Raw genomic sequence first — 25,585 nt, 5'->3', positions numbered from 1 at the left:
ATACTCACCGGGGTGACATCTCTGCTACGCACTCCTTAATGCTCGCCTTGGGCAGTCACTCCCAACACTGGGACGAGCGGAGGTGAAGGGCGGGCACTGCTGCCCGCGCAACCCAGCGTGCGACCCCGATCGCCAACCCTCAACCAGGATGATCCGGCAACGCTGTGACCCGGTCGAACACGGAAGGTTATCGGTCGCCGGCTATTCCGTGCGTGCGTTCCGGTCCGTGTCCGGGGCCGCCACGGACAACGCCGGGTGCCCGACCAGGCGGCGTCATCACCGCCGCTTGCGGGTGCCTCGCCTGCCCTATCCACAAGAGTTTTCCACTTCCGACAGACGCGTTAGTTGAGCACCGGGGTAGTTGCGTTAGTTGAGCTGTTGCGGTACCGCCGTGAACCCCGTCTCGCCGACGGTGATGACGCAGTGCGCGTCATGCCGGTCGAGCTCGTGCAGCGCTTCCAACAAATGGGTGGACATCAGCGATTGCCACTGTTGCCATTTCTGGTCTTCGGGATAGAGCGAGGACTTGCTCACCTCGACGTAGTAGGCGCGCAGTTCATCGTCCGTGACCGCGAACTCGATGGGCACATCCAGTCGTTCACCGCCACGGCCGGTGATCTGCAAGCCCTGATCCGACGACGAGATCTCCACCTGCCACTCGCGGCCTGCCGCGATCACCGATTGCGTCAGTTCGGCTGTGGTGGGGTGCGAGCTAGGCACGACATTTACCTCCAGGGAACGCAGTGACGATGACGCCGTTATCGACGATGACTGTGGGTTCGACGGTTTTCGCGATCTGCCCGTTGACGTGGTTGACCAAGTATATCTGCCCTGAGTAACAGGTTCTGGCGCCCTGCGGGACAGCGAGGTCGGGGGTATCCAACGATTTACTGATCGCCATGTCGGCGATGTCGCGCCAGTTGCGGTTTTCTATCGCTGCAAGCCCTTGCCACTCCTCGCCGTGCTTGGTTTGGATGTGCCGGAATCCATAGCCGGTGTTACCGCAGGTCAACCGCGCTTTGCTGTACTTCGCGACAACTTTGTCTTCGGGAGTTTTGATACCGCACGCTCCCCACACTTGCTGTGCGGAAGCTGTTGGCGCGGAACTGATGACGGCGGGAATCGTCGCTGCGATCAAGGCAACGATGGTGAGTTTCGTGTGGTTCATGGTCTCCCCCTTGGGTGTTGCGATGCATGCACATCAGCAACTGTTGAGTTGCCTTCTGGGATAAGCCCTCTCATTCATCTACTTGGACGTGGCCGTTCCAGACGCCGTTCCATTATGGGATATACATCACATGCCATCGGCCGTGGCGTCGCCAGAAGAGGGTGTCGCGGCCAGCAACGGTCGTAGCCGGTGGGTCCACACTGGGCTGGTTCGGCGTCGATATCGACCTCGATCGCACCGAAGAGGTCAATGTTGTCCGAGTGGGCCGGTGAGATATGGGCAGGCTATTGATTTGCGCGATTTCACCGGCCCTCGTATTCAACTGCGCCCCAAGTGATGTGATCTCATCCAGATCGGTCTTCAGCGGCTCGACCCATCGGGAGTTTCTCCATTGCCAGCACCGAATCCCCGCTACAGCAGGCGCGAACGCATCACTCCGGAGGCGGCGGGGTTGCGGCCCGGCCTGCCCCATCGACGGGTGCCGGGGTTGCGGCGCGAGGAGTTGGCGTGGGCGGCGGGGGGGACATGTCGGTTACACACTCCTCAAATGCCCGCATATGGGGAGGGAGACGACGATGTGACCTCTCCCTACAGCAGCCCCTAACGGCATTGACAGCGCTTGAGATTTCGCCCGACGTGGACTGGGGCGCTACGGGGTTGACACACCCGTTCGCACGGGCCCATGCCGGTGATGACGCATCCGCGTTCGCAGCGTGATGCGCCCCAGGTGCGGCGGATGGACTTCGGCAGGCAGGTCGCACACTCGCCGATAGAAATCGAGTTCTGTGAACCGACCACCACGGAATAGCGGCTTGACCTCAGCGAATGTCGCACTGACACCCGCGCCGGATCTCGAAGGCATCACGGGAAGACCTCGCCGGTTGGGGACTGATGTTGCAACGTGTCTCCACAGCGGCGATACGTGACAACCGGCCTGGCGAGGCAGAAGACGCGCTCGCGTTCGCCCGCGTAGCCGGGATGGCGATCCGTCACGGTGAACACGACTCCAAAGACGGCCTGCTGCACGCATTCGGCCCGGTCACCGTGCAGATGTTGGCGGCAGAGAACGCGATGGTCGTCGACAAACCGCAAGTGGCGCTGGCGATCGGTGCGCAACTGGCGGGGACGAAGTACCCCCTGCCGTGGCCGTGGCAGCGTCATCGGCTCGACATTGCAGCAGCACACGCGGCTATGCGGCAGTACCCGGAAGCGCTCGCGGTGCTTCAGCAGATCCGGCGGGAGCTGCCGGAATGGCTTGTGAAACAACGGTTTGCGCGTGACATCCTCGCAGGAATGATCGAGAAGCGGAGGACGCTGACGGCAGAGGTCCGCGAACTGGCGGACTTCGTGCAGGTCCCATACTGAAGCGGTTGGTGAGTCCCGGGTACATCGAGACCCTGATGTACCACGACAGCGTCAGCCCCGACGCGCCGCCGCCGCGCTCGCCGAAGTGGCGAGCGGCGGTTGGGCATCGCCGATGACCAAGGAAGAGGACGCCGACGACTTCGACGTCTCCCGCCCGACGGCCAACCGGCACTTGGCTTTCAGCTACGGCCCGCACATCTGTCCCGGCGCGCCCAGCTGTGCGACTCCGCACCCGTAGGGCCGGATCACGCCGAAGGACGCCGGTCTGCCGACAGTGGGCCTGCGGCGGTCGCCCGGCCTGCGGGGAGCGGAGGTCGCGATACTCACCGGGGTGACGTCAGCAGGCGACGACTCTCAGGATGACTCCCCGTAGTAGGTGGCGATCGCGGCGGCGCGGTAGCGAAGGGAAGTGCGCAACGACTGCGGGGCCAGTGCTTCCACGTCTGTGGTGAGCTGCCACAGCGCCCATTCGGCGTGTCGCGAGTCTTGGAATATCAGCTCCAGCCGCAGCCAGCCGTCGGTGTCGGTTTCCTCGGTGCGGACGGCCAGTGCGGTGCTCACGAGTTCCTCTCGCCGGGCTGGGTTCACCCGTACCAGCACGGCGATTCGGTCGCCGCCGGTCCGGAACCGCGTGCTGCGTTCCTGCCACGCCCGGTCCAGATCGACCCGGCCCGGTCGCTGTGCCGGTTCGGAGAGTTCCTTCGCAGCCAGCACCCGTGACAGCCGGTAGGTGCGGTCCGCGCCGGATCTCGTGGCCAGCAGGTAACCCTGGTCGCGAACGATGACCAGGCCGATCGGGTCCACCGTGCGCCACTTCGGGGTTTGGTCCACGGCCGCGTACTGGATGCGCAGCTTGTGTCCGGCGAACACCGCGCGCCGGATCTCCGCCGATATGGTGTCGGGCACTTCCTCAGCGATCAGCCGACGCGACAGCAGATCGGTCTGCGGGTCGACGAGCAATCGCTCGGCCACGTCAGCCGCGGTGTCCCGATAGCTTTCGGGTAGCGCGTCGATCACCTTGAGCATCGCCGAAGCAAGCGCCGAGCCGAGGCCGAATGCCTGCGCGCCGCGCCGTGATCCGGCGATCAGCAGGGCAAGCGCCTCGTCATGGTTCAGCCCGGTGAGCTCTGTCCGAAACCCGGGTAACAAAGCGTAACCGCCGTGTCGGCCGCGTTCGGCGTAGACCGGGACACCGGCCGCGGACAGCGCCTCGATGTCGCGCAACACGGTGCGGGTCGACACCTCCAGCTCGTCGGCCAGCTCGGTCGCAGTCAGCCGACCGCGCTGGCGCAGCAGTAGCACCAGCGAGACCAACCGGTCGGCGCGCATACGAAAACTCTAACGAATACACGACACAGGATGTCGTGATTCGCTGGGAGGCTCAGCACCACGGCGTCATGGACAGCGGCTACCGGGCCGACAGGACGTACGTACTTCGAAATCGAATGGGAGCTGATGTGGTAGTCGAACGAACGGCAGTCAACCCGGTGACGTGGTCGGTGGAGATGGGATTCAACCAGGGCGAGCTCGTCTGCGGCCACACCCGGACCCTGTACTGCTCCGGGCAGACCGCGATGAGCGGCGACGGCAAGCCCCAGCATGACGGTGACATGGCGGGGCAGTTGGCGCTGAGCCTGGACAACCTGGAGGTCGTGCTGGGCGAGGCCGACATGTCTCTCGCGAACCTCGTCCGGCTCAACGTCTACACCACCGACGTCGATCTGCTTTTCCAGCACTACGGTGTACTGGCGTCGAGATTGGGTGCTTCCGGGGTGGCACCGACCACCACGATGCTCGGGGTCACACGGCTGGCGATACCGGGCCAGTTGGTCGAGTTCGAGGGAACCGCCGTCGCGTGATGCCGCCTCCGGCGTGCACTTGACCGCCGGGAACTGGTCCGACCGGCCCGTGCCGCATCAGGTGTGGGAATCGGTTTCGCGGCGCACGGATTCGATGATGGCGTCCCGGATGGGCCGCCAGCGCAGGTCGAGATCGGCCAGCGTGCGGGAGTCGTCGGTCGGCGTGGCGGTGGTCAGCAACCACGCCGCCTCGTAGCTGAGGCCCGCGCTGATCGGGAGGAATCGGGCGGCGGCGTCGGTGAGCCGTCCGATTCCCAGCAGGGCGGCCTTCGGCACCGGTATCCGGCGGATCCGTTGCCCGGCTGCGCTTTCCAAAATATCGACGATCTCGTCGAAGGCCACCAGGTGACCGCCGCACAGATAGCGCCTCGGTCCGAGACCGGGGCGCATGACGGCGGCGTGCACGGCGGCTACGTCCCGGACGTCGATCATCTGCATCCCGCCCCGGATTCGCGGAGCGACGCGGGCTCGCAGGATGGCGCCCCAACCGTCGGAGGTGATCCCGGCCTGCGCCCCGAGACCGGGGCCGACGACGCTGGACGGATAGGTGATCACCACCGGAGCGCCGGTGGCCTGCAACGCCCGCGCGATCCGATCGGCGGCCGACTTGGTACGGCCGTAGGCGCTGCGACCCGGCGCGGTGGGGCTGTCCGGCGTGATGACCGGATCGGGGCTGGGAAACAGTGCGCTGTAGCTGGCCACGTGCACGATCGGGTCCAGCCCGAGCGCCGTCGCTCGGGCGAGCACCATCGCAGTGGCGTCCGCGTTGACTTCCCACATCAACTGCTCGCGCCGGTTGTCGGTGCCGACCACGCCTGCCGCGTGCAGAACGGCGTCGCATCCGACGAGCAACTTCTCCACGGTCTGCGGGTCCCTGATGTCACCGGGCAGCACGGAGAGCATGTCCGGCCTGGCGTCGAACATGCCGACCACCGCGGCGAGGGACTCACTCGGATGGACCAGCAGAACGACCTGATGCCCGTCCCGCAATAGTGCGGAAACGGTGTGCGCACCGAGATAGCCGGTGCCGCCGGTGACCGCGATTCGCATACCGGCTACCCCTCGTCACTTCCGGTCGTACACGCGCTCGCCGCTCGGGCCGCCGAGCCGGTATCAGCCGGTATGTCTTTCGGTCCGCCCATCTCATTCCTTCGTCACCACGGGTTCCGCCGTCCGGTCCACCGCCGCCGCGCCCACGGCGCACGCGACAATGGCCGCACATCGGAAGTATCGGTACAAATTCGATGCCAGCGGCATCGTAATGGAGGTCAGGGAGCGGCATGGGCGAAACGGCGCAGGACCCGCAGTCGGCGACCCGGAGCGCGGGCCGGCCCCGGGACGAGTCGGTCGAGCAGCGCGTGCTGGCGACCGTGCGGGAGATGCTGGTCGAGGTGGGTTGGGACGAGTTGAGCGTGCGGGCGGTGGCGGCACGCGCGGGGGTCGGCCGGGCGTCCATCGGTCGCCGCTGGCAATCGAAGGCCGAACTGGTGCTGCACGCCGTCCTCGGTGAGACGCCGGATCTGGGCCCGTTCGAGGGAACCGATCGGAAGGGATGGATCGAGTGGGTGCTGCGCGGCAGCCGGGAACTGTTCGCGCGGGACGATGTTCGCGCGGCCGTGCCCGGCCTGCTGACCGCGCTCGATCGCGATCGGCAATTGCGCGACCGGCTGTGGGCCGGATTCAGCACCCCCGCGGCCGCGCTGTTCGCCGCGGGCGACACCGAATCGCGTGCGCGATCCGAACTGGATGCCAGGGCCGTCATCGCGCTGGCGGCCGGTGCGGCGCTGTTCCTGGAGTTCGTCGCCGACGGTGACGACACCGCGCTGATCCACCGGCGCATCGGCGAGCTCCTGCACCGCGCCGTGCTCGAGCACTGAGCGGCCCGAACCGCCGGAAATCCGGTTGACGTCGCGTTCGGTCCGCTCAGTACAGTGGGCCGGTGATTCGCACCGCCGCGCTGGCCCATGTCCGGGATCGCCGCCTGCTGCAGGCTCGCTCGGCCGGCAAGGACGTCTTCTACATGGCCGGCGGCAAGATCGACCCGGGCGAGACGCCCGAGGCGGCATTGCACCGCGAGGTGCGCGAAGAACTCGGCGTCGGCGTCGTCGCCTACGACGAACTCGGCGTGTTCCGGGCCGAGGCGTACGGGCACTCCCCTGGCACCCAGCTGCACATGACGTGTTTCACCGCGGAACTCGACGGGGAGCCGCGACCCACCAGCGAGATCGCCGAGCTGCGCTACTTCACCGTGCGCGAGTACGCCGCCATGGACCACGTCGCGCCCGGCTCGATGCTGGTCTTCCGCAGGCTGCACGAACTCGGCGAGGTCGACTGGTAGCTCACCGAGAAGGCCTGATACACAGAGGTTTTCGAGAAGAGCGAGCTCCCTGCCGCATCACGCGCCGTTCTGCTGCGGACCGCGCAGAAAACGACCGACAGCGGTCTCGTCCAGAGCGAGCGCCTTGACGACCGCCGCCGCGCCCACGATCACCATCGACAGGACGAAAAGCCAACTGACCGTGGTGAAGGCCAGGCCGAGCGGACCGAAGTGCGCTTCGGCGTTCGCCGTGGTTCGCGGCAGCACCACCCGCCCCACCGCGTGCATCGCGGTCAGACCGGCCGCAGTGAGCACTCCGGACACCCACAACGGCCGCCCGGTCAGCGCTCCCTTCGTGAGCAGGAAAGGCGCGACCGTCCAGACGCAAGCCCAGACGACCAGCTCACCAGCCAGGGCGAGCGGTCCACCCGCGTACCGGATTCGCGTGAGCTCCCTGGTCTGCCCCACCAGCGCCACCGCGATCGCGACGGCGAGCAGCGCGGCGAGCCAGCGCCACGCATCGCGGGGGCCAAGGGTCGGCACCTTCCATACCGCCGCGTAGACGCGAGCGAGCGCGCGCGCGAACGAGGTCCCGCCGAGCACGACCATGAGCAGTCCGACCACGCCGAACGCCGCCAGCGTCGGATCGTCCGAACTAGCGCCGGTTTCGGCGCCCAGCGAGCCGGAATCGAACCCGAACTGGTCGTTGATCGTCTCCGCCGCCGCATGCCACCCGCTGAAGACGGACGCGGCGATGATCACCGGCAGCACCGAGGTGAAGATCTGCGCGGCGAGCACCATCGACCGATCGACGATCTGGACCTCCGCCAAGCCATCGATCACCCGGCGCACGGTGCGGCCCTGGGGCGTTCCGCGCAGCCATCCGGTCGCTGCCCGGCTCCGTGCCAGCGAGACTTCCCGGGCCAATGCCACGGACAACTTCACCACCGCACCGCGATTCACTTCCTCTGCTCATCCGGCCGCGAAGGGCGGATTCGCGCGACTGGTCCGCTCCGTCTCGACGTCCCTCCCGAACCGGTCGTCGCCCGGCCAGGAGAACTTCCGCATTTCGCCGAATCGACGCTACGCCGTGCTCATGGCGACTCGCGCACATTCCGGCAACAATTGCGCCGCTCGTGACCGGGAAATGCGGCGACCCGCGAAACGGCACTCCGTGGCCGCGTGCCTGTGCAAGGATCGAGTGCACCGACAGCATCGGACAGACGTATGCGTGCGGGCCTGTTCCCGGGCAATTCCACGCATCGCACCGAATGGCGCATACGGGATTTCTCCACCGAAACAGGAGTAGGCAGATGATTTCCAAGAAAAGCGTCAGTGGAATCGCCGCTGTGGCCGTCGCGCTGCTCGTGACCGCGGCGTGCGGGTCCGACGACGGCTCGAATTCTTCGGCGACGACGACCGAGCAGACCCACCCCCTGCGCAGCAGCCTGGCCGCGACCGCGTCCTCGGCAGTGCGTTCGGGCCTGAACACCGCGCAGCAGGTGATCCAGGACGCGATCAACGCGGCGCTGGCCGCCGCGCCGATCACCTTCGACAGCGGCAGCTCCGACCTCAGCGGGACGGACGTCGCCACCATCAAAGTGGTGGCGGTCCCGTTGAAAGGCAACGACGCCAAGGTGGAGATCACGACCTACGCCGAGGACGAGAACCCCGCCACCGCCAAATCCGTCGCCAAGGCCAGGGGCGACAACATCGCGGCAGAACTCGAGTCCGCGGGCGTCGAGAAGTCGCGCATCACCGTGAAACCCCAGGGCAACCCGACCGACCAGAACATCAAGGTCGACGAAGCGAAGATCGAGGTGGTCGGCAGCTGACCGTGTTGCCATCGGGCCGGGTCCGGCCCGATGGCGCCGGACTCACACGGCGGTGAAACGAGTCGGCAGCGCCGCCAACCCGCGTATCACGACATTCGGCTTGTACGGCGGCGTGTCCGACAGCACCTCGATGTCGCGAACCTTCCGCAACAGCACCTCCAGCAGCACTTCCATCTCCAGCAGCGCCAGTGGCGCGCCGAGGCAGTAGTGGATCCCCAGGCTGAAGCCGAGATGCTTCTTGGCCGGGTTCATCGGGTCCGCGTACCGGGCGACGTCGATGCGATCGGCGTCGGCGTAGGCCGCGTCGTCGCGATTGGCCGAATTGATCAGCACCACCACGCCTTCGCCCGGCTCGAAGTCGTGCCCGGCCAGCGTGATCGGGCGGGTCGCGGCACGCGTCGTGATCTGGACCGACGGTTCCAGGCGCAAGAGTTCGTCGGGCGCCGAGGCGACCAGTTCCGGTCGCTTGCGCAGCGTATCGATCGCCTCTGGGTTGCGCATCAGCTGCAACGAACCGGCGCCGATCAGGTTGGCCGTGGTCTCGTGCCCGGCCACGAACGTGGTGATGCAGGTGGCGAGCAGCTCCTGTTCGGTGAGCACGTCCCCGCGATCCTCGACCTGGGACAGCGCGCTGAGCAGGTCGTCCTTCGGGTCGCGGCGGCGCTGGTTCAGCAACTCGCGGAAGTAGCCCATGAATCCGCGCGAGGCCGCGCTGCGGGCCTTCAGCGCCTCCTCCGGCAGCGTGTGATCGTGGTCGAAGCCACGCGCCAAATCCTGCGACCACTGGTGGACCTGGTCGTAGGCCTCCGGCGGCACCCCGATCAGCTCGCACGCGATGATCAGCGGCAGCGGGTAGGCGATCATCTCGACGAGGTCGAATTCGCCTGCCTCCACGGCCTTGTCGACCAGTTGCTCGGTGAGTTCCTGGATTCGCGGACGCAGCCTGGTCACCATGCGCGGGGTGAAGCCCTTGGTCACGAGGTTGCGCAACCGGGTGTGGTCCGGCGGCTCCATCCACAGGAACGAGGTGGGCAACTCCTCGGGCGCGTCCTCCGGCGACACCGTCGGATGCATCATCGCCGCCTCCTCCGCGTGGCTCCACGCGGTGGTCGACAGGACGGCGGCGCAGTCCTCGTAGCGGGTGAGCACGTAGTGGCCCACGGGGGTCCGGTGCAGGCGGCCCGCCTCGCGCAGCACCCGGGCCGGGCGGTAGGGATCCGGTCTGCCTTCGGGGCCGAAGAGCTGGATCAGGGCGGTCTGGACGGCGGAATCCTGTTCCGCGACAGCCGTACCAGCGGTTGACGAGTCCATGTCGAGTGGTTCCTCCTGTGCGGAGCACCGACGCCGGTCGATGCTGCCGGTAGTCGAAATGGGTCAGCGATCGGAAGGGATGGACGGCCGCGTGTCCGGCGACGGACCCGATGCGCGAAGGGGTCCGGGACCGGTGGGACGGATGTTCGGTGCGGCCGCGCGGGTGCCGCCGCGCAGCAGTACTCGTCCCGCCATCGCGGGGTGCAGCAGTGCCGTCGGCGGTTCGACCAGGTTCGCCACTCGCAGAAAGGTCCTGGACACATGCGGGTCGACGTGGGCTGCGCGATGCACGCGGGCCACATAGGCGTTGGTGAGCCGCGTGCGCACCGTGCGCGGCCCCACCACCCCCGGATGCGCCAGATCCGCGCCGGCCGACAGTTGCCAGGCGACGTCGAGCGCCTTGTCCGCCGCCGCGTAGAACCTCGCGGGGAGATCGGGCGTGGGTCCGCCGGAGCGCAGGCACGCGCGCAGTGCCGCGGCCTGCTGGGCGGCGACCGCCATGCCCTGGGCGTAGAGCGGGTTGAAGCTGCACAGCGCGTCGCCGAGCAGTAGGAAGCCATGGGGCACCGCGGCACGGCGCCGGTAGGCCCTGCGCACCGGAGCGCGGAAGCGGTGCGGCACCGCGTCGCCGACCGGTTCGGAGCGGGTGATCAGATCGAGGATGTCCGGCGCGGCGAGGGAGGCGGCGAACCGGGTGAAGCCGTCGGGGTCGGTGGGCGGGTGGTCACCGAGTATCCCGGCCAGCGTGACGTGCCAGCGGTCGTCTTCCACCCGCACCGCGCCGCCGCCGCGGCCGTTGGCCCCGGTCGAGATGATCACCGAGGCGTGCCCGTCGAGCTGGCCTTCGAGGCGGCGGTAGAACCGCGAGGAGTAGCCCAGATCCACCTCCAGCCGCTGCTCTGCGGGCGGCTCGGCGCCGAGCGCGGTGAGCCACACCGGCGCTCGCGTGCCGCGTCCGGTCGCGTCGACCACGAGGTCGGTGGCATGCGTCTCGACGCCGGAATCACCCGACACCGACACGGCGCGCACGCCGTGCCGGTCACCGATCAGGCCGCGCGCGGTTCCCGCCACGAGCCGCACCTGAGAAAGCCGCGATATCCGTTCCCGCAATAGCGATTCCAGCAGAGGCCGGGTCGCGATCAGCGAGGTGAGCCCGGTGGCGGCCGGCGCGGCCCGCAGCCCGCCCACGTACCACCTGGTCGCGACCAGGGCCTCGGCGCGGGTCGCGCCGCGCGCGGTCATCTCGTCGGTGAATCCGGGCAGCAGTTCCTCGATGACGGTGCGGCCGCCATCCAGCAGGCCGTGCAGGTGCCGTGCCTGCGGAACGCCTTTGCGCATGCCCTCGACGTCGAAGCCGTCGCGCTCGAACACCGTGACCCGCGCGAAGTGGTCGGCCAGAACCCGCGCCGCCAGCAGCCCGGCGACGCCAGCGCCGAGCACGACGGCGTGCCGTGCCCCGTTCACAACGTCACCGGCAGCGACACGATGCCGCGGTGGATCAAGCTCGGCCGGTACTCGATCGCGTCGGTCGCGGGCGCCAGTTTCGGAGCCCGCGCGAGCAGCGCGCCGACCGCGGCTTCGGCCTCGATCCGCGCCAGCGGCGCGCCCACGCAGTAGTGGATGCCGAGACTGAAGCCGAGATGCTTGCGCGCGGGATGGTTTCCGGCGTAGCGGGTGACATCGAAGCGGTCGGCGTCCGGATAGACCCGGTCGTCCCGGCTGGCCGACGCCGTGAGCACCACGACTCCGTCGCCCCTGCGGAACCGGTGTCCGCCGACCACCGTGTCGGCCAGCGCTACGCGAATGGTGAACTGGGTGGGCGCGTCGTAGCGGAGCATCTCGTCCAGCGCGGGCGCGATGAGGTCGGGCTGGTCGCGCAGCAGGGCGAGTTGGTCCGGGCTGCGCAGCAGCGCGAGCATGCCGTTGCCGATGAGGTTGATCGAGGTCTCCATCCCCGCCACCAGGGTGAGCAGGGCGATGCCGATCACCTCCGGCTCGGTGAGCTGGTCGCTGTCCGCACTCGCGGCAACCAGCGCGCTCAGCAGGTCCGGCGTCGGATTCTCCTTCTTGCGCTGGACCAGCCGGGCGGAGTAGCCCATGCACTCCACGGCCGCGGCGGTGCGGGCCGCCACATCCTGCGGCCCGAGCAGCGAATCGGGGTCGCTGCCGCGCGCGATGGCCAGCTGCCACTCCCGGAACTTCGCGGCGTCGGCCGGGTCGGCGCCGAGCAACCGGACCGGCACCATCGCCACCGCCAGCGGCACCGCCAGGCCGTCGAGGACGTCGAGTTCGCCGCGGACGAGCGCCGCGTCCACGATCTCCCGCACGACCTGCCCGGCGACCGGGGCCATCTCGGCCATCAGCCGCGGGGTGAACGCCTTCGCGACGAGCTTGCGGTAGCGGCCGTGCTCGGGCGGATCCATCCGGACGAAGGAACCGGGAATCGCCGCCGTGGTGTCCCGGAACGGACTGATGCCCGCCGCGTAGCCGTGCCCCCAGTCCGCGCCGGTCAGAATCGCGGCGCACTCCTCGTAACGGGTGACCAGCGTGACCGGCACATCGCCGAACGCGAACGGGAAGAGCGCCGCCGCGTCCCGCACCCGCCGGTAGGCCGGATACGGGTCGGCGCGCTCGCTCGGATCGAAGGCGTCGAAGGTGACTTCGGCGGGCGTAACGGCGTTCATCGGGCCTCCATCCGGACACGCAGTTGCGACATGCCGCGCACGACCACGTTCGGCCGGTACAGCGGTTCCTCGAGCAGGGACATGGACGCGACCCGGTCGGCGATCGCCCGTAGCACCACGCTCATCTCCAGCCGCGCCAGCGGCGCGCCGAGGCAGTAGTGCAGGCCGAGCCCGAAGGACAAGTGCCGCTCGGCCTTTCGACCGCGCGCATACCGCGCGATGTCGAACTCGTCGGCCCGCGGGAACGCCGCCGGATCGCGGTTGGCCGACGCCAGCAGCACGATCACCGCATCGCCCGGCGCGAAAGTCCTTCCCGAGACGGTGATCTCGTCGTGCGCGGTGCGTGTGGTCAGATGCACCGGGGCGTCGTAGCGCAACACCTCGTCCACCGCGGGCTCGGACAGCTCGGGGAAGCCGCGCAACCGCTCGAACTGCTCCGGATTGCGGATGAGCGCCAGCACGCCGTTGCCGATCAGGTTGACCGTGGTCTCGTGCCCGGCGACGACGAGGATCAGCAGCGTGCCGAGCAATTCGGTGCGCGTCAGGCGCGCGCCCGCGTCGTCGGCCTGCACCAGCGCGGTGATCAAGTCGGCGCGCGGAGTGCGGCGGCGCTGCTCGACCAGGTCGCCGAAGAATTCGAGAAAGGCGTGCACGGCGGCGGTGCGCGCGTCCAGCTCCGGTTTCGACAGCAGCACGTCGGGGTCGAGGCCGCGCGCGATGCCCGCCGAGATCTCCCGCACGTGCTCGTGCGCCTCGGGCGGCACGCCGAGCAGTTCGCACACCATGGTCAGCGGCAGCGGATAGGCCAGCGCCTCGAGCAGGTCGACGTCGCGCTCGGCGAGCATCTTCGCCATCAGGTCCTCGACCAAACGCTCCGCGCGCTCGCGCATACCGCTGACGGTGCGCGCGGTGAACGCCTTGCTCACCAGTCCGCGCAGGCGGGTGTGCTCCGGCGGTTCCATCCAGAGGAAGGAGCCGGGCAGTTCGACCTCGCTGTCACCGTGCAGCAGTTCCGGTTCCTCGGCATGGCTCCAGCGCGGGTCCTGCATGATCGCCTGCGCCTCGTGGTGGCGGCCCACCAGGTGGGTGTCGTGCGGGCCCGGCACGAACGGGGCCGCCGCGCGCAGCACGTCGTAACTGCCGTACGGGTTGTGCCGCATGTGCGCGGCGACGCTCTCGACGACCGCCAGCTGAACCGGGGTCGATTCCTCGACCGCGGATTGGTCGGAATTCACCGGCGACTCCTGGGTAGAAATGGACGCGGCACGGAAAAGGCCATAGCATCCGCCGGATCGCTGCGGACAATTCCGGGACGCGGGAGAGAATTTCTCGTCCATCGTGGTGCGCGGCACCGGCGCGGTGTGGCGGCGATTACCCATTCCTATCGAGCCATAGCCGAAATACTTTATCGCGCAGTGCGATCGGATGATCGGCCTTGTTTATCGCCGACGTCAATTCACAACGAGTTCAATGCGCCGTCACAATTCGCTGTTTCCGTGGCGGACATGAATTCCGCGGATTCGGCCGGGACCCTGCACGGTCGCCTCGCCGAGATCGCCGCCGCCCATCCCGCGGTGGCCGCCACGTTCTGGTCGCTGCCGGAAACGGTGGACTACGCCGAGCTGCACCGGCGGTCGCTGGTCGCGGCGGCGGCGCTGCTGCGGCGCGAGGTGCGGCGCGGCGAACCGGTGGGCATCCTTAGTCCGAATGCTCCCGAGTTCCTCACCTGCCTGTTCGGTGTGACGGCGGCGGGCGGCGCCGCGACTCCCCTTCCGCTGCCCGCAGGCGCCCGCGCGGCGAGCGGCTACCCGCAGAAGCTCGCCGCCATCGTCGCGGCGGCGGGCATGCGCACAATTTTGGTGTCGCATCGCTTCGCCGACTTGGCGGCACTGCTCGGCGACCCGCTGGATGTCGAATTGATCGACACCGCAGCGCTTCTCGCGGATGACACTGCGACGGCCGACGCCCTTCCCGAGCTGTCGAGCGACGATCCGGCCGTCATCCAGTTCACCTCCGGCAGCACCGCGACACCCAAAGGCGTTCGCCTGACCCACCACAACGTCCTCAGCGGCCTGGCATCGATCCGCACCGGCATCGATCTGAGCCTGGACGATCAGGGCGGGTTCTGGCTTCCGCTGTTCCACGACATGGGTCTGTTCGGCACGCTCTCGGCGATTCTGCGCGGCATCCCCGCCCACGTGTGGTCCCCGCTGTCGTTCGTCAAGGACCCGGCCCGCTGGCTCGCCGACTTCGCCGCCAGCGGAACCACCATCACCGCGATGCCCAATTTCGGCTACGAGGCGCTGCTGGCCGCCGTGCCCGCCGAGCGGGTGCGCGACTACGACTTGAGCCGCTGGCGGATCGCGTTCAACGGATCGGAACCGATCTCCCGAGATGTCGTCGTCGCGTTCTGCGAACGCTTCGCCCCCGCCGGATTCCGACCGGCGACGATGTTCGGCGTCTACGGCATGGCCGAAGCGACCCTCGCGGTCACCTTCCCGCCGCTGGGCCGCGCGCCCGTCTTCGAGTGGGTGGATCGCGCCGCACTGTCGGATGACGCGATCGCACAGCGTGTTCCACCGGACGCCTCGGGTGCTCGGCCGGTGGCCGGAGTGGGCTCGCCGGTACCGCGTATGCGGGTGCGGGTGGTCGACCCCGACCGGGACCGTGACCTGCCCGACGGCAAGGTGGGCGAGATCCTCATCCAGGGCGACGCGGTCACCGGCGGATATCTCACCGCCGACCCCGCGCGCGTGTCCGGCCTGTTCGCCGACGGCTGGCTACGCACCGGCGACCTCGGCTACCTGAGGGACGGCGAGCTTTTCGTCACCGGCCGGTGCAAGGACATGATCACGGTGCGCGGCGTGAACTACTACGCCCAGGACGTCGAGGCGGCGGTACGCGACCTCGACGGCGTGTACAAGGGCCGGTGCACGGCGGCGATCGACCCGGACGGAGCGGACGTGATCGCGCTGATCGCCGAATCCGAGCGCACCGGAGCCGACGCCGACGCGCTGACCGAGGCGATCCGCGCCCGGGTCTCCGCCGAACTCGGCCTGGCCGCGGTCCAGGTCCACCTGGTCGCGCCGCGCAGCATTCCCCGTACCAGCAGCGGCAAGCTCCAGCGGCTCGCCGCCCGCGATCTCATCACCCACCGCAGGTAATCCCGACCGAACCGGAGCCTTTCGTGCACAGCTATGACGTCTTCCGCCACTACGAGCGCCTGCATTGGAAGCTGGCCGACCTCGATCTCGACGCCGTCGACGCGACCCTGGTCCGTCCCGAGTACATCACCCTGGCCAAGAGCGCGACGATGGGCGAGTCCAACGTCATCGCCGCGGTGCACGGATTCCTGAACGAGTTCGTCGACGACTACGACTTCTCCACGTTCGCGGTGGTGTGGGGCTACCAGGAAGTGCAGCACCACTACGCGTTCCGCTCCTGGCTGAACGCGCTCGGCGAGCGCGTGGACGACAAGGCCGTCGACTCGATGCGCGAGCCGTACGCGCCGGGCACCACTCCGTCGGCGACCCTGGCCACCAACATCATCTCCGAGCTCACCGTCAACCACATCTACCGGGCGGTGGCGAACTGGGTGGAGGAGCCCGTGCTGAAGGGATTGCTGCTCAACGCCAGTCGCGATGAGGCGGGCCACGCGCGCGAGTTCATCCACTACGCCACCGTGCGGCTGCGGCGGCGGCCCGAGGAGCTGCCGTCGGTGCTCGAGACCCTCTACGTGTACAGCTCCGAGGCCAAGATCAAGCACCCGGTCAGCACGTTCAAGGCCGGGATCAGCGAACTCGGCGACCACGAGACCATCGACACCGGCTTCGACCTGTTCCTCGAGCAGGTCGCCGCCGAAGGTGAGCTGGATGTCCTGCACGACAAGGTCCGGCGCACCTTCGCAGGCATGACCGGACTCGACCTGTCCAGCAACGCCAAGGTTCGCCGGGCCCTGGCCGACGCGATCGCCTAGCGCCATGGACCGCGACAGCGCTTTCGACGACACCGGCCACGGCGGAGTGGACACCGTCCGGGTGCCCTGGTCGGTGATCCCGGACTACCGCTGCTTCGGCTGCTCGCCGCACAACACGACCGGCCTTCGCCTGCGGTTCACCCCGCATCCGGACGGGTTGCAGGCCCGGTTCCGGCTCGGGCGCGAGTTCGAGTCCTACCCGGGCGTCGTGCACGGCGGGTTGATCGGCGTGATCTGCGACGAGGTGATGGGCAATCTCATCGTCCTGGCGCGCCACCACCCGGCGTTCACCGTCACCCAGCGCACCCGGTTCCTCACCCCGCTGCTCGTCGGACGCGAATACCACTGTGTCGCAACGCTGCCCGGCGACGAAGGAGACCGCCCGATCCGGGCGTCCGCGGAGATCCGCGACGCCGACGGCCTCGTGTGCGCCGGCTCCACCGCGGCCTACCAGCCGTTCGCGCTCGACGACGTGCGCCATCAGCTCACCCTCGGCGACGACGAGGTCGCCGCGCTCTCCCACGCCCTGTCCACCGGCACCGCCCTCGCCCCGAACGGAGTCGAGTCATGACCACCACCCACACCGCCGACGACATCCTGCGCACGGTCACCGGCATTGCTACCGCCGAGACCGGCATCCCCGAGACCGAGCTGCGCCCCGACCTGGACCTGCGCGGCATTGCCGGCGTCGACTCGGTGCGCGTGCTGCGCATGGTCGCCAAGATCGAGCGCACCTACGACATCGAACTCGAGGACCAGGACGTGTTCGGCCTGTCCTCGTTGAACGACGTCGTCACCGTGGTCGGCAAGGCGCTGCGCGAGGCGGCGGCGTGACCGTCACCGACCAGCCGGTCACCGCCGACACCAACCAGCACTACGACCTGGACCCCGACATCTTCGGCCAATTCCTCGACCCGCTGCGCAAATACAGCTCGGCGCTCTACGAATCCGAGTCCGACACCCTCGAGCAGGCGCAGCGGCGCAAACTGCGGTTCGTGGCCGACCGGCTCGGGCTGACCGGCGGCGAACGCCTCCTCGATGTGGGCTGCGGCTGGGGCTCGCTGATCCTGTTCATGGCGGCGGAATTCGGCTGCGAGACAACGGGTGTCAGCCCGGCGCCACGCCAGCACGAGTACATCGCCGAGCAGGCCCGCGCCCGCGGTCTCGCGGATCGGGTGCACACCCGGGTCGGCCACTTCGAGCGGATGGAACTGCCGCCGCGCGGTTTCGACGCCGTGACGCTGCTCGGCTCGATCGTGCACATGCCCGATCTCGGCGCGGTCTTCCGCCGAGCCCGCGGGGTGCTGCGGCGCGGCGGCACGCTGTACGTGTCGGAGAGCTGCTTCCGCAACGCGTCCGCGCGCACGGCGTTCGACGCCAAGGCCGGAACCGAGTTCGTGCGCGCGGACATCTTCGGGTGGGGCGATCTGCGTCCGCTCTCCGACCTGGTCACCGCCGCCGAGGACGCGGGTTTGTCCGTCATCGCGGTGGACGACCTCACCGAGCACTACCGCCGCACCATCGACGACTGGATCGCGAACGTCGACGCCGCCGCCGAACGCATCGACGCGCACGGGCCCGGCTTGGCCGCGAAGCTGCGGCACTACCTGGAGATCGCGAACGCCGGATGGGGTTACACCACCAAGCATTACGCGCTGACCTGCCGTAACGCCCGCTGAGCCGCAGGAGCGACAGATGAACATCGAATCGGCGCTGATTCCCGTCGACGAAGTGGTCGCGGCCGTCGACGGTTTCCTCGCGGCCTCGCCCGCCACGCGCGCCTGGGACGTGGAGACCGCCTTCGACTGGTCCCGCGCCGACGCGGGCCGCCTCACCGCAGGCCAGCGGTCCGCGGTCCAGTTCGTCACCCTCATCGAGGACCATCTGCCCGGCTACTTCGACGTCTACCACCGCTATTTCCCGGTGGACGACACCGTCGACCGGGACGCGTTCGCGCACAACCGCGAGCTCTACCACTTCACGGTCCGCTGGGCGCTGGAGGAGGACACCCACGCACGCGCGCTGAGCCGCTACCAGGTGGCGTCCGGGATGGCCGAGCGCGGCGCCCTGCGCGCCGAGCTGGCGATCGAGGGGCAGAAACCGTTCGACCTGCCCTACCGGCATCCGGTGCAGTTCTTCGCCTACGCGCTGGTGCAGGAGAAGGCGACGCAGATGTACTACCAGCACCTGCGCGAGGTGGTGAACGATCCGGTGCTCGGGGCGGTGCTGGCGCGGCTGTCGCGCGACGAGGCGCGGCATTTCAGTTTCATGGCCGACGTGGTCGGCCGCTACCTGCGGGTGCACGGCGACGCCGCCGCGGAGCCGATCCGGGAGGTGATCGCCACCTTCCGCATGCCCTTGGCCGACACCATGCGCGGCTACTGGCGGTGGGCGCTGAAGATCGCCGACGTGGCCTCCTACGACCACACCGAGGCCTACGAGCACCTGGTGAAGGTGATCGACCGCGCGGTGGACGCCCGCAGCGACCGCCTCGACGAATTGGTGCGCTTCATCGACGAATGCCGATCACTGGCCTGAGTTTCGACACCGGACGGCCCGGCTCCCGATCGTGTTCCGGGAGCCGGGCCGTCCGCTGTGCTCAGTGTTCGGGCTGCAAGACCAGGATCGTGGTCGAACCGTGCGCGATCAGCTTGCCGTTCGCGTCGGTGATCCGGCCCTCCGCCGTCGCGGTGCGCCGCCCGACGTGCACGGCGTTGGCCTCGCAGGTCAGCCGGGAACCGTCCAGCGTCACCGACCGGATGAAGTTCACCTTCAACTCCAATGTCGTGTAGGCCACGCCGTCACCGAGTTCGGTGAAGACGGCGCTGCCCATCGCCGTGTCCATCAACGTGGCCAGCACACCGCCGTGCACGGTGAACATCGCGTTGATCGTGGCCGGGTTCGGGTCGAGGTAGTACCGGGTGTAGCCGTCGCCCGCGGTTTCCAGTCGAATGCCCAGAGATGCGCCGACGCCTAGGTTTTCGCGAAGTCCCCGCTCGAAAACCGTGGTCAGTTCGGTGACACGGGACGCGACGGTTCCGTTGGCGTGAGTGTCGATGCTGGTCATGGCTCTTCCTCCCTGCGAACGTTGCCCCGCTATTCGACCAGTGCCCGATGAACGCCACCCGACGGCATCCGCTTGCATACCGACATTCGATCGGGTGATAGGACACTTTTTCGCAGCGAATCCGCCGCATCGGCACCGTCCTGCGCCCATCGCGGCGTGCGCTAGGGTTCGAACTCGTGTCCAAGCTGCGGCGACGGGTGGTCGAGGCTGCGGAAGCGGCGCTGGCCCAACGCAAATACGTGTCGGCGGTCGATGTGTTCGCCGTTCTGGGGTGGGTGCGGTCCGGCCAGGTCGATCGCTGGCGACAGGGGCAGGCGCCGTCGCTGGAGCAGGTCACGGCGGTGGACGGGCGACGAATGCTCGAAGCGGCGGATCTGCTGGGCGAGTGGGCCCGCGAGCACGGGCTGAACGCGAGCACAGCGGCGTATCTGTCGAGCGGCCGCGACCGCGAGGCGTTGCGGTTCGTCGACGACGGCGACGACACGGTGTTCCGGGTGCACTGGCTCTCGGCGGAACTCAGCCCGGCGCGGCGCGAGCAGGTCGTCCAGCGCCAGAACCGGGCCCCGGATCTGACGGTGGTCGAGGCCGCCGAACCTTGGACGTGCGCGGAATGCGCCGAGAGCGGCTCGTATCTGATCACCTCCGCGGCCGGGCCGCTGTGCCTCACCTGTTCGGACCTGGATCATCTGGAGTTCCTGCCGGCCGGGAACGCGGCGTTGAGCCGGCGCGCCAAGAAGGAGAGCACCCTCGCCGCCGTGGTCGTCCGCTTCAACCGGCGGCGCAAACGCTACGAACGGCTGGGCATCCTCGTCGAGGAAGCCGCCCTCACCCGCGCCGAACAGCAATGCCTGGCCGACGAAGAGGCCCGTTCCCGCCGCCGCGACCGCGACCGTGTGCGCCGCGCCGCCGAGGACGTCGAATACCGCGCCCGAATGTCCGACGAGATCCGGCGGCTGTTCCCCCGCTGCCCCGCCGACCGCGCCACCGAGATCGCCGAACACGCCGCCGCCCGCGGCAGCGGCCGCGTAGGCCGCACCGCCGCCGCCAAACTCCTGTCCGCCGAAGCGCTCACCCTCGCCGTGATAGCTTCCATCCGCCACCGCGACACCGACTACGACCATCTCCTCATGACAGGTATCCCCCGCTCGGAGGCCAGGGCTCGTATCCGACCCACCGTCGACCGCGTCCTCGAAAGCTGGCGCGGTTGAGGCGGCGCTAGGTGGCATCGCGTGGTCAGGTCATTTTTCGGCCCCGTCTCCCGCAGGCACCGGCGAACGACGGGCATGCTCGGCCACCCAGACGCCGACGCCGATCGCTCCGGCGACCGGCCACGAGACCAGTCCGGTGACCGCCGCCGCCCCGAGCCCGCCGAAATAGAGCAACGACTCCCGGTCCGGTACTCGATTGAGCACCGCCGTGGTCGCCGAGGAAACACCGGTCGCCACGCTGCGCGGCCCGGGCGGCAGCGGAACTCGCGCCATCCGCATCCCGAGCGTCGGAACCGGGACACGCACCCCGCCGCGCTCTGCGGTCGCGGTGTCGGAGCCGGTCGGCGCTTCGGTCTCGGTGGGCGGCGCGGAACGTGCCTTCTCCGGTGATTCGGAACCGGACTCGCGGACCTTCTCGGTTGCTGTCTTGGCCATGACCGCTCCTTCCTGCGCCCTGCACCTCGTCGCTGTGTATGTGATCCAGCCAAGCCGTGCTCGCCCCGCATCGCAACCCCTCGTCGGGATGCGTTCGGTCGCGAAGTGACAAACGAACGGACACCGCCGGACGTTCGCGGCCATGGCCGACGGCGGATCGGATGCCCAGCGCGGATGTGCGGTCTCCGCTTCGGACCCTGGGATTCTCCCAGTAGTGGCTGTTCAGTTGCTATGCATCACGATACCCACAATGAAGCGCCCCAAAATCGCCAGTTATCTTCGAGGCCAGTGGATTTTTCGCGCATTCACGAACTCACCACTTCAGGTTGCTGATAGTTTGCCGACGATGCACTCTTATGCCCGCCACTGTTCGGCGAATGCGGCGAACTACCCCTGGAGGTCAAGGTCGTGACTCGTCCGTTTCTTCGTTTGCTCGGCAGTAAACGCATCGGTTCCGCCCGTGCCATCGGCGCGTGCTGCGGAATGGCAGTCACTCTTCTGCTCGGGACGGCGGCAACCGCGGACCCGCTCTATCCGCAGCCCGATCCGGACCCGTTCTACGCCGCGCCCGCCGATCTGGCGGCGCACCGTCCCGGTGACATACTCGACGCGCGCGTCTTGCCACCGCTTCCGCTGTTCCCCGGCGCCACCGTCCGGTTGGTCGAGTTCCGGTCCACGAATTCGCGGGGCGCGCCGATCTCGGCGACGACAACGATCCTCACCCCCCTCGGCCAGCGGCCCGGCATGCCGCTGCTGTCGTACCAGCACTTCATCAACTCGCTCGGCACGCACTGCGCGGTGTCGCACCTGCTCTACCACAACGATCCGAACCTGTCGCTGACGACGCCGATGTTGAACGTCATGCTGGCGCAGGGCTGGACGGTAGCGCTGCCGGACCATCTCGGTCCGCAGTTCGCGCTCGGCGCCGGGCGTTTGGGCGGCCAGATCACGTTGGACGGTATCCGCGCGGCCAAACAGCTACCCGAACTCGGCTTGCAGAGCAGTCCGACCGCGCTGGCCGGTTACTCCGGCGGCGGTCTCGCCACGGCATGGGCGGCCGAGCTGCAACCGACCTACGCGCCCGACCTGCGGCTCGCGGGCGCGGCCATCGGCGGTGCCCCGATGAACCTGGTGACGATGGCCAAAGCGTTGGGTTTCGAACCGCATCCGGCGTTCGGCCTGGCCATGGCGACGGCGATCGGCCTGGAACGGGAGTACCCGGACCGTGTGCCGACCAGCCAATCACTCAACGAGCGCGGTCTGGCGCTTCGCGACCAGATGGCCAACAGCTGCACCAACGACATCCTCGCCGCGGGCGTGAACGGCAGCGCGCGCGACTATGTGACCTCCACGTCGGTCTTCGACACTCCGGCCGCATGGTCGGTGGTCGAGGAGAACAGTGTGGAGCTCTACCCGAGCGCCCCGGAAATCCCCATTTTCGAATGGCATTCACCTAGCGATGGGCTGATTCCGATCGATGCCATCGACAACACCAATCGCCATTGGTGCTCGGCCGGGGTGCCCGTGCAGACACTGCGCGTGGCCGACGTGGAGCATCTGACCGCAGCGGTCCTCGGCGCCCCCTCGGTGCTGCCGTGGCTCCAAGGCCGGGTTCGCGGCGAGCCCGCGCCCAGCACCTGCTGACGTCAGCTCACCACCTCCCGGAGTAGCGGTCGCGCTCTCGGAAGCTTCGGATGGCCGGGCCCGGCGGACGATTCGGACCCGATCCGGATTGCGCGGAGATTCCCGGGGTAGACCGCAGATACAGGAGGTGATGACATGCCGAAGGCTTGGACCGACAAGCAGGAACGCCAGTACGAGCACATCGCGGACTCGGCGAAATCCCGGGGCGCGAGCACCGGGCGCGCGAAGGAGATCGCAGCTCGCACGGTCAACAAGAACCGTGCCCAGTCCGGACAATCCAAGACCGCGAGCAAGACGTCGACCGACGACAAGTCCCCGCAGCAGCGCGGTGGTCAGCGTTCGCACAGCGGCGCCCAAGGGCCGACCCGTGACCAGCTGTACAACGAGGCCAAGAAGCGCAATGTCGAAGGCCGCTCGAAGATGACGAAGAAGGAGCTGGCGCACGCGCTCGGACGGGACTGACGCGACGCGCGGCTCGGCGACGAAGAAGCGAAAGGAGTGGAGATGACCGAGCAGCAGGAAACGGGCACCATCACCGGCACCAGGGACAAGGACTACAACCTGATCTGGTTCGTCGAGGCGTCCCTCGAGAACGCACTGCGTCTGGACACGTTCATCCAGGACGCGGAACGCGCCGGAGACACCGAGCTGGTGGAGTTCTTCCGCAAGGCGCAGGCCGACAGCCGCAAGGGCGGCCGGATGGGTAAGGAACTGCTTGCCAACCGTCTCGCCCAATCGAATATGTGACGTTTAGCAGACGAGCGGCGGACGGGAGCCCGAGTGGGTTCCCGTCCGCCGCTGGTTCGCAGGTCGTCCGGATGCGCACCGGCCCGTCGTGACGCGGTCCTGGCCGCGCCTTCGGGCTACCGCACCCGGCGGTCGCCGGGCCCGGCCGGGAAGAATCCGATTCACCGGTCTACCGCGGTGTCGTCGCCGACATCCTGGGTAAGTCGCTCTCGAACCTCGTCACCGAGCCAAGGAGCAGATATGCGCGTCGTCGTGGTCGGTGCCACCGGAAACGTCGGAACGAGCGTGCTGGAGACACTGTCGGCCGAAGCGGGAGTCAGTTCGATCGTGGGGATCGCGCGGCGCGTGCCGGGCATCCCTCGCCCGGGTGTGGAGTGGGTGCGCGCGGATGTGCGAACCGACGACCTGGAGTCCCATTTCCACGGAGCCGACGTGGTCGTGCATCTGGCATGGCTGTTCCAGCCCACCCATCAGCCCATGGTCACGTGGCGCGCCAATGTCGGCGGCACGGAACGCGTGCTGCGCGCCGTCGCCGCGGCGCAGGTCCCCGCGTTGGTCTACGCCTCCTCCGTCGGCGCCTACTCCCCGTGCCAGAGCGACGAGCCGGTGCCGGAGAGCTGGCCGACCGACGGCTGGCCACCCGCCGCTTATATGCGGGAGAAGGCTTACGTCGAAAGGCTGCTCGATCGGTTCGAGGCCGAGAATCCGGATCGCCGCGTGGTTCGCATGCGTCCGGCGTTCATCTTCCGCAGGCACACCGCCAGTCAGCAACGGCGTCTGTTCGCCGGTCCGCTGTTGCCGAACCGCCTGATGCGGCCGGGCCTCCCGCCGATCCTGCCGATTCCGCGCGGACTGCGGTTCCAGGCGGTGCACAGCGCCGACGTCGGACGCGCGTACGCGCTCGCGATCGCGACCGATGCCCGTGGCCCGTTCAACCTGGCCGCGGAGCCGGTGATCGATCGCTCCTGGCTGGCCGCGGTCTTCGATGCCCGGGTGGTGTCCGTTCCGCCCTCGGTGATCCGCGCCGCACTCGCGATGGGCTGGCACGCGCGGACACTGCCCGCTACGCCGGACCTGTTGGACGGGGTGATGCACCTGCCGATCATGGACACCGGCCGCGCGCGGGCGGAGCTGGGCTGGACTCCTCGGTTCACCGCCGTCGACGCACTCCGGCACCTGATCTCCGGGTTGCGGGCGGGCGCGGGGGAAGACACCCCGCCGCTGGCCAGCGACGCGGGCGGGCCATGGCGCTGGAAGGAGTTCACCTCGGGAGTCGGTGGCCGCGAAATCGGCGTCGGCTAGTCACTCGGCCGAGTGCGCGGCGCGCTGACCGCGCGCCCCGGCCAGTACCTGTTCGATACGGGCACTCGTGGACCGGCCGGCCGCGTGCAATGGTTCCGTCGAGCGCAGCGTGCGGCTGAGGACGAAAGCGCCCTCGAGGCTCGTGAGAACGGCGAGGATGAGATCGCGAGCGTCCGCCGTGGACAGGCCGCGGCGGACGAAGTAGTCGGTGCCCTCATCGATCCAGGAGACGATGACTTCGGCGGCGACGTCGCGCAGCGCGGGTTCGCTGTCGGCGATCTCACCCGCGACGGTGCCGACTGGGCACATGTTGATCCAGCCGGTCTGCTCGATCTGTTCGGCGGCCGCCGCGAAGGCGGCGGGTATCGCTTCGCGCAAGTCGTCGTGTGCGTCGAGCAGCAGCGGCAGCAACTGGATGTACGCGGCCCCGGACGTGCGCAGCGCCGCGGCGGCGATCTGCGGTTTGCCCTCGGGAAAGTGGTGATAGAGCGACCCCATCGGAGCCTGAGCGGCGACGGTGAGTTGCTTGACGCTGGTACCCGCATAGCCCTGCGTGCGCATCAACTCGGCCATGGCGGTGACGAGGCGCTCCCGGGTGCTGGTTGACATTTTCTCGGTCACCCTTCCAGACTAGAGCAAACACTCTAGAGTGATCGCTCGAATGGAG

Annotated in this window: 29 protein-coding genes; 17 read left to right on the top strand and 12 right to left on the bottom strand. The window is 68.4% G+C overall.

Annotated features, from left to right (window positions below; translation table 11 throughout):
• Window positions 1-366 precede the first annotated feature (366 nt).
• Window positions 367-720 (bottom strand): hypothetical protein, encoded by a 354-nt coding sequence (locus ACWESM_RS14055; RefSeq protein WP_280475415.1) that lies wholly within the window; start codon window positions 718-720, stop codon window positions 367-369.
• A complete protein-coding gene (locus ACWESM_RS14050) occupies window positions 713-1,168 on the bottom strand; it encodes a hypothetical protein (protein WP_452492016.1) in 456 nt (151 codons plus the stop codon). The genes ACWESM_RS14055 and ACWESM_RS14050 overlap by 8 nt, the downstream gene beginning before the upstream one ends.
• An 891-nt stretch (window positions 1,169-2,059) precedes the next feature.
• On the opposite strand from ACWESM_RS14050, the gene ACWESM_RS14045 reads away from it, so the two are divergent.
• Both ACWESM_RS14045 and ACWESM_RS14040 read left to right on the top strand, forming a co-directional pair.
• Window positions 2,060-2,533, top strand: coding sequence for a hypothetical protein (locus tag ACWESM_RS14045; protein ID WP_364435571.1), 474 nt, complete (start codon window positions 2,060-2,062; stop codon window positions 2,531-2,533).
• A 112-nt stretch (window positions 2,534-2,645) separates the two neighbouring features.
• Entirely contained in the window at window positions 2,646-2,771 is a 126-nt protein-coding gene (locus ACWESM_RS14040) for a hypothetical protein (RefSeq protein ID WP_364435574.1), read from the top strand.
• A 116-nt stretch (window positions 2,772-2,887) separates the two neighbouring features.
• On the opposite strand, the gene ACWESM_RS14035 is transcribed toward ACWESM_RS14040, so the two are convergent.
• Complete coding sequence (locus tag ACWESM_RS14035; protein ID WP_452492013.1) at window positions 2,888-3,862, bottom strand: helix-turn-helix transcriptional regulator; 975 nt, start codon at window positions 3,860-3,862, stop codon at window positions 2,888-2,890.
• Window positions 3,863-4,038: 176 nt separating this feature from the next.
• On the opposite strand from ACWESM_RS14035, the gene ACWESM_RS14030 reads away from it, so the two are divergent.
• Window positions 4,039-4,392: a RidA family protein gene (locus ACWESM_RS14030; protein ID WP_452492186.1), complete on the top strand. Its 354-nt coding sequence runs from the start codon at window positions 4,039-4,041 to the stop codon at window positions 4,390-4,392.
• A 57-nt stretch (window positions 4,393-4,449) separates the two neighbouring features.
• On the opposite strand, the gene ACWESM_RS14025 is transcribed toward ACWESM_RS14030, so the two are convergent.
• Window positions 4,450-5,442, bottom strand: a complete 993-nt coding sequence (locus ACWESM_RS14025) for an NAD-dependent epimerase/dehydratase family protein (protein ID WP_412806318.1) — start codon at window positions 5,440-5,442, stop codon at window positions 4,450-4,452.
• Between the two features lie 230 nt (window positions 5,443-5,672).
• Between ACWESM_RS14025 and ACWESM_RS14020 the strand changes: the two genes are divergently transcribed.
• Window positions 5,673-6,269 carry a TetR/AcrR family transcriptional regulator gene (locus ACWESM_RS14020; RefSeq protein ID WP_364435583.1) on the top strand — a complete coding sequence of 199 codons (597 nt, stop codon included), beginning with the start codon at window positions 5,673-5,675 and terminating at the stop codon, window positions 6,267-6,269.
• A gap of 62 nt (window positions 6,270-6,331) precedes the next feature.
• Window positions 6,332-6,730 carry an NUDIX hydrolase gene (locus ACWESM_RS14015; protein WP_364435586.1) on the top strand — a complete coding sequence of 133 codons (399 nt, stop codon included), beginning with the start codon at window positions 6,332-6,334 and terminating at the stop codon, window positions 6,728-6,730.
• A 57-nt stretch (window positions 6,731-6,787) separates the two neighbouring features.
• Here ACWESM_RS14015 and ACWESM_RS14010 read toward each other — a convergent pair whose 3' ends face one another.
• Entirely contained in the window at window positions 6,788-7,642 is an 855-nt protein-coding gene (locus tag ACWESM_RS14010) for a hypothetical protein (protein ID WP_452492185.1), read from the bottom strand.
• Window positions 7,643-8,022: 380 nt separating this feature from the next.
• Between ACWESM_RS14010 and ACWESM_RS14005 the strand changes: the two genes are divergently transcribed.
• On the top strand, window positions 8,023-8,544 hold the full coding sequence (locus tag ACWESM_RS14005; RefSeq protein WP_355076512.1) for an OmpA family protein: 522 nt from the start codon (window positions 8,023-8,025) through the stop codon (window positions 8,542-8,544).
• A gap of 42 nt (window positions 8,545-8,586) precedes the next feature.
• Here the strand turns inward: ACWESM_RS14005 and ACWESM_RS14000 are convergent, their stop codons facing one another.
• From ACWESM_RS14000 to ACWESM_RS13985, 4 genes are all read right to left on the bottom strand, one after another.
• On the bottom strand, window positions 8,587-9,855 hold the full coding sequence (locus tag ACWESM_RS14000; RefSeq protein WP_452492010.1) for a cytochrome P450: 1,269 nt from the start codon (window positions 9,853-9,855) through the stop codon (window positions 8,587-8,589).
• Between the two features lie 63 nt (window positions 9,856-9,918).
• Window positions 9,919-11,319, bottom strand: a complete 1,401-nt coding sequence (locus ACWESM_RS13995; protein ID WP_452492008.1) for an NAD(P)/FAD-dependent oxidoreductase — start codon at window positions 11,317-11,319, stop codon at window positions 9,919-9,921.
• Complete coding sequence (locus ACWESM_RS13990) at window positions 11,316-12,539, bottom strand: cytochrome P450 (protein ID WP_452492006.1); 1,224 nt, start codon at window positions 12,537-12,539, stop codon at window positions 11,316-11,318. Before ACWESM_RS13990 ends, ACWESM_RS13995 begins: the two co-directional genes overlap by 4 nt.
• A complete protein-coding gene (locus ACWESM_RS13985) occupies window positions 12,536-13,774 on the bottom strand; it encodes a cytochrome P450 (RefSeq protein WP_452492004.1) in 1,239 nt (412 codons plus the stop codon). Before ACWESM_RS13985 ends, ACWESM_RS13990 begins: the two co-directional genes overlap by 4 nt.
• Window positions 13,775-14,044: 270 nt before the next feature.
• Between ACWESM_RS13985 and ACWESM_RS13980 the strand changes: the two genes are divergently transcribed.
• The 6 genes from ACWESM_RS13980 to ACWESM_RS13955 are packed head-to-tail and all read left to right on the top strand — an operon-like array spanning window position 14,045 to window position 19,053.
• The gene (locus tag ACWESM_RS13980) at window positions 14,045-15,703 is read left to right on the top strand and encodes a fatty acyl-AMP ligase (protein ID WP_452492003.1); all 1,659 of its coding nucleotides are present in this window, start codon (window positions 14,045-14,047) and stop codon (window positions 15,701-15,703) included.
• 23 nt (window positions 15,704-15,726) lie between these two features.
• Window positions 15,727-16,515, top strand: a complete 789-nt coding sequence (locus ACWESM_RS13975) for a ferritin-like domain-containing protein (RefSeq protein WP_452492001.1) — start codon at window positions 15,727-15,729, stop codon at window positions 16,513-16,515.
• Window positions 16,516-16,519: 4 nt separating this feature from the next.
• Entirely contained in the window at window positions 16,520-17,086 is a 567-nt protein-coding gene (locus ACWESM_RS13970; protein ID WP_452491999.1) for a PaaI family thioesterase, read from the top strand.
• The gene (locus tag ACWESM_RS13965) at window positions 17,083-17,349 is read left to right on the top strand and encodes an acyl carrier protein (protein WP_355076528.1); all 267 of its coding nucleotides are present in this window, start codon (window positions 17,083-17,085) and stop codon (window positions 17,347-17,349) included. Before ACWESM_RS13970 ends, ACWESM_RS13965 begins: the two co-directional genes overlap by 4 nt.
• The gene (locus ACWESM_RS13960; RefSeq protein ID WP_355076530.1) at window positions 17,346-18,194 is read left to right on the top strand and encodes an SAM-dependent methyltransferase; all 849 of its coding nucleotides are present in this window, start codon (window positions 17,346-17,348) and stop codon (window positions 18,192-18,194) included. The genes ACWESM_RS13965 and ACWESM_RS13960 overlap by 4 nt, the downstream gene beginning before the upstream one ends.
• 16 nt (window positions 18,195-18,210) lie before the next feature.
• Window positions 18,211-19,053 carry an acyl-ACP desaturase gene (locus tag ACWESM_RS13955; protein ID WP_452491996.1) on the top strand — a complete coding sequence of 281 codons (843 nt, stop codon included), beginning with the start codon at window positions 18,211-18,213 and terminating at the stop codon, window positions 19,051-19,053.
• A 61-nt stretch (window positions 19,054-19,114) separates the two neighbouring features.
• Here the strand turns inward: ACWESM_RS13955 and ACWESM_RS13950 are convergent, their stop codons facing one another.
• Complete coding sequence (locus ACWESM_RS13950) at window positions 19,115-19,582, bottom strand: PaaI family thioesterase (RefSeq protein ID WP_355076534.1); 468 nt, start codon at window positions 19,580-19,582, stop codon at window positions 19,115-19,117.
• 176 nt (window positions 19,583-19,758) lie between these two features.
• On the opposite strand from ACWESM_RS13950, the gene ACWESM_RS13945 reads away from it, so the two are divergent.
• On the top strand, window positions 19,759-20,790 hold the full coding sequence (locus ACWESM_RS13945) for a DUF2293 domain-containing protein (protein WP_364435626.1): 1,032 nt from the start codon (window positions 19,759-19,761) through the stop codon (window positions 20,788-20,790).
• A gap of 30 nt (window positions 20,791-20,820) precedes the next feature.
• Here ACWESM_RS13945 and ACWESM_RS13940 read toward each other — a convergent pair whose 3' ends face one another.
• The gene (locus tag ACWESM_RS13940) at window positions 20,821-21,225 is read right to left on the bottom strand and encodes a hypothetical protein (RefSeq protein WP_355076538.1); all 405 of its coding nucleotides are present in this window, start codon (window positions 21,223-21,225) and stop codon (window positions 20,821-20,823) included.
• 483 nt (window positions 21,226-21,708) lie between these two features.
• On the opposite strand from ACWESM_RS13940, the gene ACWESM_RS13935 reads away from it, so the two are divergent.
• From ACWESM_RS13935 to ACWESM_RS13920, 4 genes are all read left to right on the top strand, one after another.
• The gene (locus ACWESM_RS13935; protein ID WP_355076540.1) at window positions 21,709-22,869 is read left to right on the top strand and encodes a lipase family protein; all 1,161 of its coding nucleotides are present in this window, start codon (window positions 21,709-21,711) and stop codon (window positions 22,867-22,869) included.
• Between the two features lie 135 nt (window positions 22,870-23,004).
• The gene (locus tag ACWESM_RS13930) at window positions 23,005-23,331 is read left to right on the top strand and encodes a plasmid stabilization protein (protein WP_355076542.1); all 327 of its coding nucleotides are present in this window, start codon (window positions 23,005-23,007) and stop codon (window positions 23,329-23,331) included.
• A gap of 42 nt (window positions 23,332-23,373) precedes the next feature.
• Window positions 23,374-23,616, top strand: coding sequence for a hypothetical protein (locus ACWESM_RS13925; protein WP_452491994.1), 243 nt, complete (start codon window positions 23,374-23,376; stop codon window positions 23,614-23,616).
• Between the two features lie 240 nt (window positions 23,617-23,856).
• Window positions 23,857-24,918, top strand: a complete 1,062-nt coding sequence (locus ACWESM_RS13920; RefSeq protein WP_355076545.1) for an NAD-dependent epimerase/dehydratase family protein — start codon at window positions 23,857-23,859, stop codon at window positions 24,916-24,918.
• On the opposite strand, the gene ACWESM_RS13915 is transcribed toward ACWESM_RS13920, so the two are convergent.
• Window positions 24,919-25,527 carry a TetR/AcrR family transcriptional regulator gene (locus ACWESM_RS13915; protein WP_452491992.1) on the bottom strand — a complete coding sequence of 203 codons (609 nt, stop codon included), beginning with the start codon at window positions 25,525-25,527 and terminating at the stop codon, window positions 24,919-24,921. It abuts the gene before it with no gap.
• Window positions 25,528-25,585: the final 58 nt, after the last annotated feature.

Source organism: Nocardia sp. NPDC003999 (genome assembly GCF_053604885.1).
This window is presented reverse-complemented; position numbering and strand designations above follow the sequence as displayed.

Bases quoted from the DNA above. Each gene is read 5' to 3' on its own strand.
- ACWESM_RS13920 (WP_355076545.1), top strand. From the start codon at position 23,857: ATGCGCGTCGTCGTGGTCGGTGCCACCGGAAACGTCGGAACGAGCGTG.
- ACWESM_RS14050 (WP_452492016.1), bottom strand. From the start codon at position 1,168: ATGAACCACACGAAACTCACCATCGTTGCCTTGATCGCAGCGACGATT.
- ACWESM_RS14045 (WP_364435571.1), top strand. From the start codon at position 2,060: ATGTTGCAACGTGTCTCCACAGCGGCGATACGTGACAACCGGCCTGGC.
- ACWESM_RS14030 (WP_452492186.1), top strand. From the start codon at position 4,039: ATGGGATTCAACCAGGGCGAGCTCGTCTGCGGCCACACCCGGACCCTG.
- ACWESM_RS13940 (WP_355076538.1), bottom strand. From the start codon at position 21,225: ATGGCCAAGACAGCAACCGAGAAGGTCCGCGAGTCCGGTTCCGAATCA.
- ACWESM_RS13990 (WP_452492006.1), bottom strand. From the start codon at position 12,539: ATGAACGCCGTTACGCCCGCCGAAGTCACCTTCGACGCCTTCGATCCG.
- ACWESM_RS13915 (WP_452491992.1), bottom strand. From the start codon at position 25,527: ATGTCAACCAGCACCCGGGAGCGCCTCGTCACCGCCATGGCCGAGTTG.
- ACWESM_RS14000 (WP_452492010.1), bottom strand. From the start codon at position 9,855: ATGGACTCGTCAACCGCTGGTACGGCTGTCGCGGAACAGGATTCCGCC.
- ACWESM_RS14040 (WP_364435574.1), top strand. From the start codon at position 2,646: ATGACCAAGGAAGAGGACGCCGACGACTTCGACGTCTCCCGCCCGACG.
- ACWESM_RS13970 (WP_452491999.1), top strand. From the start codon at position 16,520: ATGGACCGCGACAGCGCTTTCGACGACACCGGCCACGGCGGAGTGGAC.
- ACWESM_RS14020 (WP_364435583.1), top strand. From the start codon at position 5,673: ATGGGCGAAACGGCGCAGGACCCGCAGTCGGCGACCCGGAGCGCGGGC.
- ACWESM_RS13925 (WP_452491994.1), top strand. From the start codon at position 23,374: ATGACCGAGCAGCAGGAAACGGGCACCATCACCGGCACCAGGGACAAG.
- ACWESM_RS14025 (WP_412806318.1), bottom strand. From the start codon at position 5,442: ATGCGAATCGCGGTCACCGGCGGCACCGGCTATCTCGGTGCGCACACC.
- ACWESM_RS13930 (WP_355076542.1), top strand. From the start codon at position 23,005: ATGCCGAAGGCTTGGACCGACAAGCAGGAACGCCAGTACGAGCACATC.
- ACWESM_RS13950 (WP_355076534.1), bottom strand. From the start codon at position 19,582: ATGACCAGCATCGACACTCACGCCAACGGAACCGTCGCGTCCCGTGTC.
- ACWESM_RS13935 (WP_355076540.1), top strand. From the start codon at position 21,709: ATGGCAGTCACTCTTCTGCTCGGGACGGCGGCAACCGCGGACCCGCTC.
- ACWESM_RS13965 (WP_355076528.1), top strand. From the start codon at position 17,083: ATGACCACCACCCACACCGCCGACGACATCCTGCGCACGGTCACCGGC.
- ACWESM_RS13980 (WP_452492003.1), top strand. From the start codon at position 14,045: ATGAATTCCGCGGATTCGGCCGGGACCCTGCACGGTCGCCTCGCCGAG.
- ACWESM_RS14035 (WP_452492013.1), bottom strand. From the start codon at position 3,862: ATGCGCGCCGACCGGTTGGTCTCGCTGGTGCTACTGCTGCGCCAGCGC.
- ACWESM_RS14005 (WP_355076512.1), top strand. From the start codon at position 8,023: ATGATTTCCAAGAAAAGCGTCAGTGGAATCGCCGCTGTGGCCGTCGCG.
- ACWESM_RS13955 (WP_452491996.1), top strand. From the start codon at position 18,211: ATGAACATCGAATCGGCGCTGATTCCCGTCGACGAAGTGGTCGCGGCC.